Genomic DNA, 5,606 nt, shown 5'->3' on the forward strand with positions numbered 1-5,606 from the left:
GCGGCCCGCTGGGGGGTCGGCAAGCGTCGCCTGGAACGCCCCACCGACTACGCCGCCATCCTGGCCACCTACTGGTATGTCGAGGGCAAAAACGCCGTCGCCAACAACCGCCTCGACGAAGCCGCCTACGCCGCATACCAACTCGCCATGATCAACCCGTAAACCCGCTGGGCTGCAACTGATCTCACGATAATACGTAGTTGTCTCGTCGTCACAACGTTTGCAGGGAACCGGGCGGACGGACGTATTGTCGCCCGTTGAGGCACAAGGCCCACCAGTCCCTGGGCCGGCGCGACAAGGCTGAGCGCGTTCTGCATTGGCTCACGGAACAACCGCGCTGACGACGAGGCGATTGAGCTGAGCCGGCGACTTCACGAGCGTGGACGAGACTGGCGGTGGGCCCGCAACTCCCATGGCCACGATGTCGTCGAAATCTTCGACATGGCAACCGGTAAGGCCATCCCCGACGATTCAAGTGGCTCCGAGCGCAGCAGCGACTCATGACCATCGGGGAGTCTTACGCCGGATCGGCGCTGCATCTATCCAGCGCAACAACTCGAATAGCAGGTTCGCGAAGCGTTTAGCGCCAAAGCAGAACACCTGTGCGACAACAAGATAAACCGGGGGGATAACAAGTGGACGACACAATTCAAGTCAGCGTGGCACACGTCAGCGAGGACTACGCACGCCGTGACATCGCCAGCGTTTACGACGGCGGGGGCCGTGAGATCGAGCCTGCCACGGCAGTCACTATCGCGTCCTGGTGGCAGTCTCCAGGTGGCATCGGCAAGGCATTAGCAGCGTTCGCGAGCGGTAGCCCGGTGTCACGCCAAGAACTGCTCGACGACATCGCAGCCACCCGCACCGAACACGGCTACCACACGCTTGCCATGCTGCCGCGCGACCGACACGCGCTTGACTGTCTGTCGACATTCGTCCTGGGCCACTGCTGAGTCCGGCGGTGACCGGGAAGTCCTGCGGAAACGCCCCAGGTTTGCTTCAAAACCGGCCGCCCATGCGCGTCGCGGCCGCAGAAGTGTCGGTGGGTGTGCCGACAATGAATGAAAGCGTGGACAGAAGGGGGACCACGCCTACACAGCTGGGGGGCGCGATGTCGGCGTTGGTGTTCCTCGACACCGAAACCGACGGACAACATCAGTCCTGCCGGCCATGGGAGATCGCGTTGATTCGCCGTGACCAGGCTGGTGAGCACGAGCTCACCATCTTTGTTGACGTCGCAGACCTCGACCAGGCATACAGCGATCCCGCAGCCTTGCAAATCTCCGGATTCCACACGCGACACCCACAATTCGGAGCGCCGCTGCACGCCGGCCAACAGGTCTTGGCGGAGGCCGCGGCGGCACGCGCCGTGTGTGATTGGACTGCCGGTGCAAGCGCCTTCGGGATAAATCCCGGCCTCGACCATGCCTGCCTGGTGGCGATGCTTAGCCGCCACGGACTGGTTCCCCAATGGTTCTACGAACCGCAGGATGTTGCGGCGCTCGCCAAGGAACACCTGCTGACCCGAGGAGTGATGCCGGCCCACGATATCGAGCTGCTCTCGCAGCAATGCGGTGTCGTAGTCCCGGGGCCGCAGCGTCACACGGCCCTCGGTGACGCCAGGTGGGCCTGCCGATGGTTCGACCAGCTGGCTTACGAGGCGCAGGTGGTCAACCGATGACGCGAAAACACCAAGTCCACCAATCATACGAGTAATCAAGGAGATCGGATGTCGACAACACCTGCCGCTACATCGGCCGCGGACCTCGTCTCCGAACTGCGCGAACGGGGTTACCGCGCCGAGCTGTTCCCGGCGGACCCACCTCACACGAAGGTGGATGCGGTAAACGTCTGGTTCCACCCGCGCGACCGGTACCCGAGCGACACCGCATGGGCGCCCTATGAGAAGGACGGGTGGGTTTGGGGGCGCAACTTTGAGTACCACGCGTCTGCGGATGCATCCGTCACAGTCCTGGCCGATCGGGTGTTGGCGACACTCACGCCGCGCGGCTGAGTTCACCAACGGGTCGAAAAGTTAACCAGTGCAAGGGAGAAACCGATGAGCCAGGCCTGCGGCGGCGCGGTTCTCGATCGCGCCAAGGTTCTACATCGATCGAGTGGGGAAATTGGCTCGGCGCAATGGCGTGGATGCGCAGCGGCGGTGTGTCGGGAAAACGGGGTGGACGAGCTGCATGTCGAACAACTCGTTGACGTGATGCGGCATGCCCACATCCAGGCGTTGCGGCAGGCGTGGAGCGATGCTGAGGCGGCCGGGCGCACCCGGGGCCGCGGATTATCGATGAGGGTTGTGCTGCTCGGTGGTGAGAAAGGGCCGTGGGAGATCGCGGCCGAGGCCGCGCAGGCGGCAGCCCTCCACTACCTCCGACAGCTGCGAAGCACATGAAGGTATGGAGATCCAACTGATGCGTGCCTCAGAGGCCAGCCCACGGTTCTGGAACGTCGACGACGGCAAAGGCAGGCGATGGACCGTCCGCTCAACCGGGTTCGGCGGCCATGTCATTCTCAACAGCCGCGGCCAGGTTGTCAGCACGAGCGGCGCAACCGGTCGCCGCATTCTCGCCGCGGTCCGCCAGATCACAGTCCGGTGAACCTAAGGAGTGGAGCGATTGTGAGCGTATTGCCGCTAACCCAGCTGGGGCGCGACGGCGCTTCTCCGCGCGATACGAGCAGACAGCGCCTCGGTGGCACGACGAAAGCCGCCTCATGAAGCTAAGGCACATTTCGCTGGCGGCGGCTGTCGCCTCAGCAGCCGTCGTTGGTTGGACGACGCTTGGCGGTGGCGAGCACCAGGCTCGCAGTACCGACCATCCGGCACCAGCCGCCAGCGGCAGCGGCGTCAGAGAGTTGCTTGCGAAGGTCACCATCGTCGAAGAACTGACCCAAGTGCCGGGCTATGAGCGAGGGTGCGGGATAGATAGGACGACGAAGCACAAAGAAGCGTGCGTGTTCGGGCCGGCCTGGAACGATCCCACCGATCACTCCGGCTGTGATACCCGCTCGCGAGTGTTGCGTGCGCAATTGCAGGACGCCGCGTTCAAACCCGGCACCAACGGGTGCAAACCAGTTAGCGGGTGGCTCATCGACCCCTACACCGGGCAACGAATCACAGTGCAGCAGACCAACATTGACCACATCTATCCATTAGCGCGAGCATGGAGTGCTGGGGCGTGGAATTGGGATCTGCGCCAGCGCCAGATCTTCGCGAACGATCCCAGCAACCTGGTTGCCGTTTCAGCGGCCGCTAACAAGCAAAAAGGCGACTTAGGTCTCGACCACTGGCTGCCCAGCAACCAAGGTGACCGCTGCAACTATGTGCGCCAGTACCTTTCGACTGCCGTGAAGTACCGCTTAGAGATTACTGTAGGCGATCGAGCCGCGGCCCTGAATGCGTGCACAGGAGGCGGCACGTGATAACACGCCAGCACGCCGTGGACGGATCACATTATGCCCGTGAGTGGTTGGCCGCAGCGGTGAATCTGACCGTCTTCAGCACGCCAGACAGATTGGAGGCCCCGAATGTCGCCTGACTCGTCGAACCACAGGCAGCCAAACCATGCCCATGCCTACTGGCAGTTACCCAGTCGCAGCCTCACCGGCGGATGCCTTGTCGTGATCGGACTGGGAATGCTGATGTACCTATGGGGGCGCCTCGGCCACCCCGCGGTTTGGGAACCGCTGTCGCTGCTGTGGCCGGTCGGCATCGCCGCGTTCGCGGTCGGGCTCGGCTTCGTCATCCAGAAACCCCCGCCGCCACACCAGCTTCCGCCTACACCCGGGGCGGGTGAGCCGCCGATACCGGTGGTGGTAGCCGAGCCGCCGCCGTCATACGGCAATGCCGATCTCGACCGCGTGAAACAAGTGGTGATGTCAAGCAATCTGCCGCTAGAACTGCTGCCCGACGAAAGCGACATCGACGCCAAAGGCGTTCTTCAAGCCTACAAGCTCATCGCCACCCGGCCGGGATACTTCGGGGACAAACGCGCATCGACGATCGTCATCACCAAACTGGAAACCGCCGTCGACGGGGACTGGGAAGTCGACGTCGACCCCAAACGCGACATCGTCTCGGCGGCCCGGAAAACCCCGTTCCCACAATTCATTCCCCCGCCAGAACCCACGTGGATCGCCACCAGCGCAGCCGACGCAACCGCCCACTACCGCCACTTCAAATTCCGTCTTGGCGTCAACGAACGCAACGAACCGCTGGAATACTCGCCGATCGACTTTCCCCACATGCTTGTCATCGGCGGCACTGGCGCCGGCAAAAGCGTCTTCGTGCGAACCTTCCTCGAGCCATTCCGCGCCGCGGGCTGGCCCCTGTTCATCTCAGACGGCAAGAAAAGCGACTACGCCAGCCTAGGCATGGTCGCGCAGGTTGTGATGATCTCCTCCGACACCGCCGAACACGTCCGGCTGCTGCACGCGGTCGCCGAGGAGATCCACCGGCGCGCCGACATCGCCCAGCAACGCAAGATCCAACACGACCCAGACCCGTTCGCATTCGCACCTTGGCTGGTGATCCTCGACGAATTCGCCTCCGTGCGCGCCGATGTCGAAGGCCTCTACAGCGCATTCGAGGACAAGGACAGTGGCTACCTTGCCGACTTTCTCTACGTGGCCCGCAAAGGCCGCGAGTTCCGCGTGCACATGGTGCTGCTGACTCAGGATCTCTACGACAAAACCATTCCCGGCGACGCCCGCGGCAACTTCAAACTGATCGTCTCATTGGGGGCCCCCGAAGAGATGACGCTGAAAAAAGCGTTCCCCCGCGAGCTGCAGGACAAAGCGCGTCGGTTGGGGCAGCGGATCACCGCGCACGGCCGCGGTCTCGTCGCCGACCCCGAAGCGGCCACAGTTGTCGAGTTCCAGGGCTACTTCGGCTACACACCCGGCAAAGACATCGAGGGCCCCGACGCACCGGAGGTATTGCGGCCTGCCTGGCGGTCCTACCGCGACAACGTTTCCAACCGGATCCCCCGCCTGTACAGCCGGCAATGGTTCGCCATCGAAAAACCAGAAGATCTCGACGAACCCATCAGCGTCCTCAACTCGCTGCCGATGGTCAACCTCGACAACCCCGACGGCACTCCTAACCCGGCGATGCTCCAGTACGACAAGAAACACCCCAGCTACAACGGACTCGGGCGGTCGGCCGACCATCGCGGGGCATTGCTCGAACTCAACCCGCCCACCGCCCAAAACCCGCTTGCAACAACGGATATGGCAGGCGGCGAACAAGTACCAAATTCTGACGACTAAGGGGGAACAACACTGATGGATGTCTATGTCATCGAAGGACGCGAACTTGAACAAGTCTTGCAGGCACTGACATGCGACCCAGACCGCAAGCCCTACAAGTTGTCGATCTTCGTTCAAGACGGAGTCGCGTTCAAAGTCAACGAATCCGTGTGGTCACCACCGTTCGGGCACAAACAGCAATGACCATCCCATGCCCTCCGCTGAGGCGAGTTGCCCACCGCAACGATCCGCGGTGGATGCCGGAAGGCCCTAAGAGATGACCCGTAATCGTGGCCGGCGGTTCGACGGTGATTCGAACGCTGCGCCTGTCGGGTCATACTGGTCGC

The 5,606-nt window shown here is 62.7% G+C and carries 7 protein-coding genes; all 7 read left to right on the forward strand.

Annotated features, from left to right (window positions below; genetic code table 11):
• Window positions 1-635 precede the first annotated feature (635 nt).
• Window positions 636-953: a hypothetical protein gene (locus AWC14_RS04770; RefSeq protein WP_084031283.1), complete on the forward strand. Its 318-nt coding sequence runs from the start codon at window positions 636-638 to the stop codon at window positions 951-953.
• Between the two features lie 116 nt (window positions 954-1,069).
• The gene (locus AWC14_RS04775) at window positions 1,070-1,681 is read left to right on the forward strand and encodes a hypothetical protein (RefSeq protein ID WP_249026302.1); all 612 of its coding nucleotides are present in this window, start codon (window positions 1,070-1,072) and stop codon (window positions 1,679-1,681) included.
• Window positions 1,682-1,729: 48 nt separating this feature from the next.
• Window positions 1,730-2,014 carry a hypothetical protein gene (locus AWC14_RS04780; RefSeq protein WP_085241004.1) on the forward strand — a complete coding sequence of 95 codons (285 nt, stop codon included), beginning with the start codon at window positions 1,730-1,732 and terminating at the stop codon, window positions 2,012-2,014.
• A gap of 45 nt (window positions 2,015-2,059) precedes the next feature.
• Window positions 2,060-2,404 carry a hypothetical protein gene (locus AWC14_RS04785; protein ID WP_139807293.1) on the forward strand — a complete coding sequence of 115 codons (345 nt, stop codon included), beginning with the start codon at window positions 2,060-2,062 and terminating at the stop codon, window positions 2,402-2,404.
• 4 nt (window positions 2,405-2,408) lie between these two features.
• Entirely contained in the window at window positions 2,409-2,609 is a 201-nt protein-coding gene (locus AWC14_RS04790) for a hypothetical protein (protein WP_083071773.1), read from the forward strand.
• A 115-nt stretch (window positions 2,610-2,724) separates the two neighbouring features.
• Complete coding sequence (locus AWC14_RS04795) at window positions 2,725-3,432, forward strand: HNH endonuclease family protein (protein ID WP_084031281.1); 708 nt, start codon at window positions 2,725-2,727, stop codon at window positions 3,430-3,432.
• Window positions 3,433-3,630: 198 nt separating this feature from the next.
• A complete protein-coding gene (locus AWC14_RS04800) occupies window positions 3,631-5,280 on the forward strand; it encodes an FtsK/SpoIIIE domain-containing protein (protein WP_236724191.1) in 1,650 nt (549 codons plus the stop codon).
• Window positions 5,281-5,606: the final 326 nt, after the last annotated feature.

The sequence above is a fragment of the Mycobacterium kyorinense genome (assembly GCF_002101735.1).
In the GTDB taxonomy this organism is placed as follows: Bacteria; Actinomycetota; Actinomycetes; order Mycobacteriales; family Mycobacteriaceae; genus Mycobacterium; species Mycobacterium kyorinense.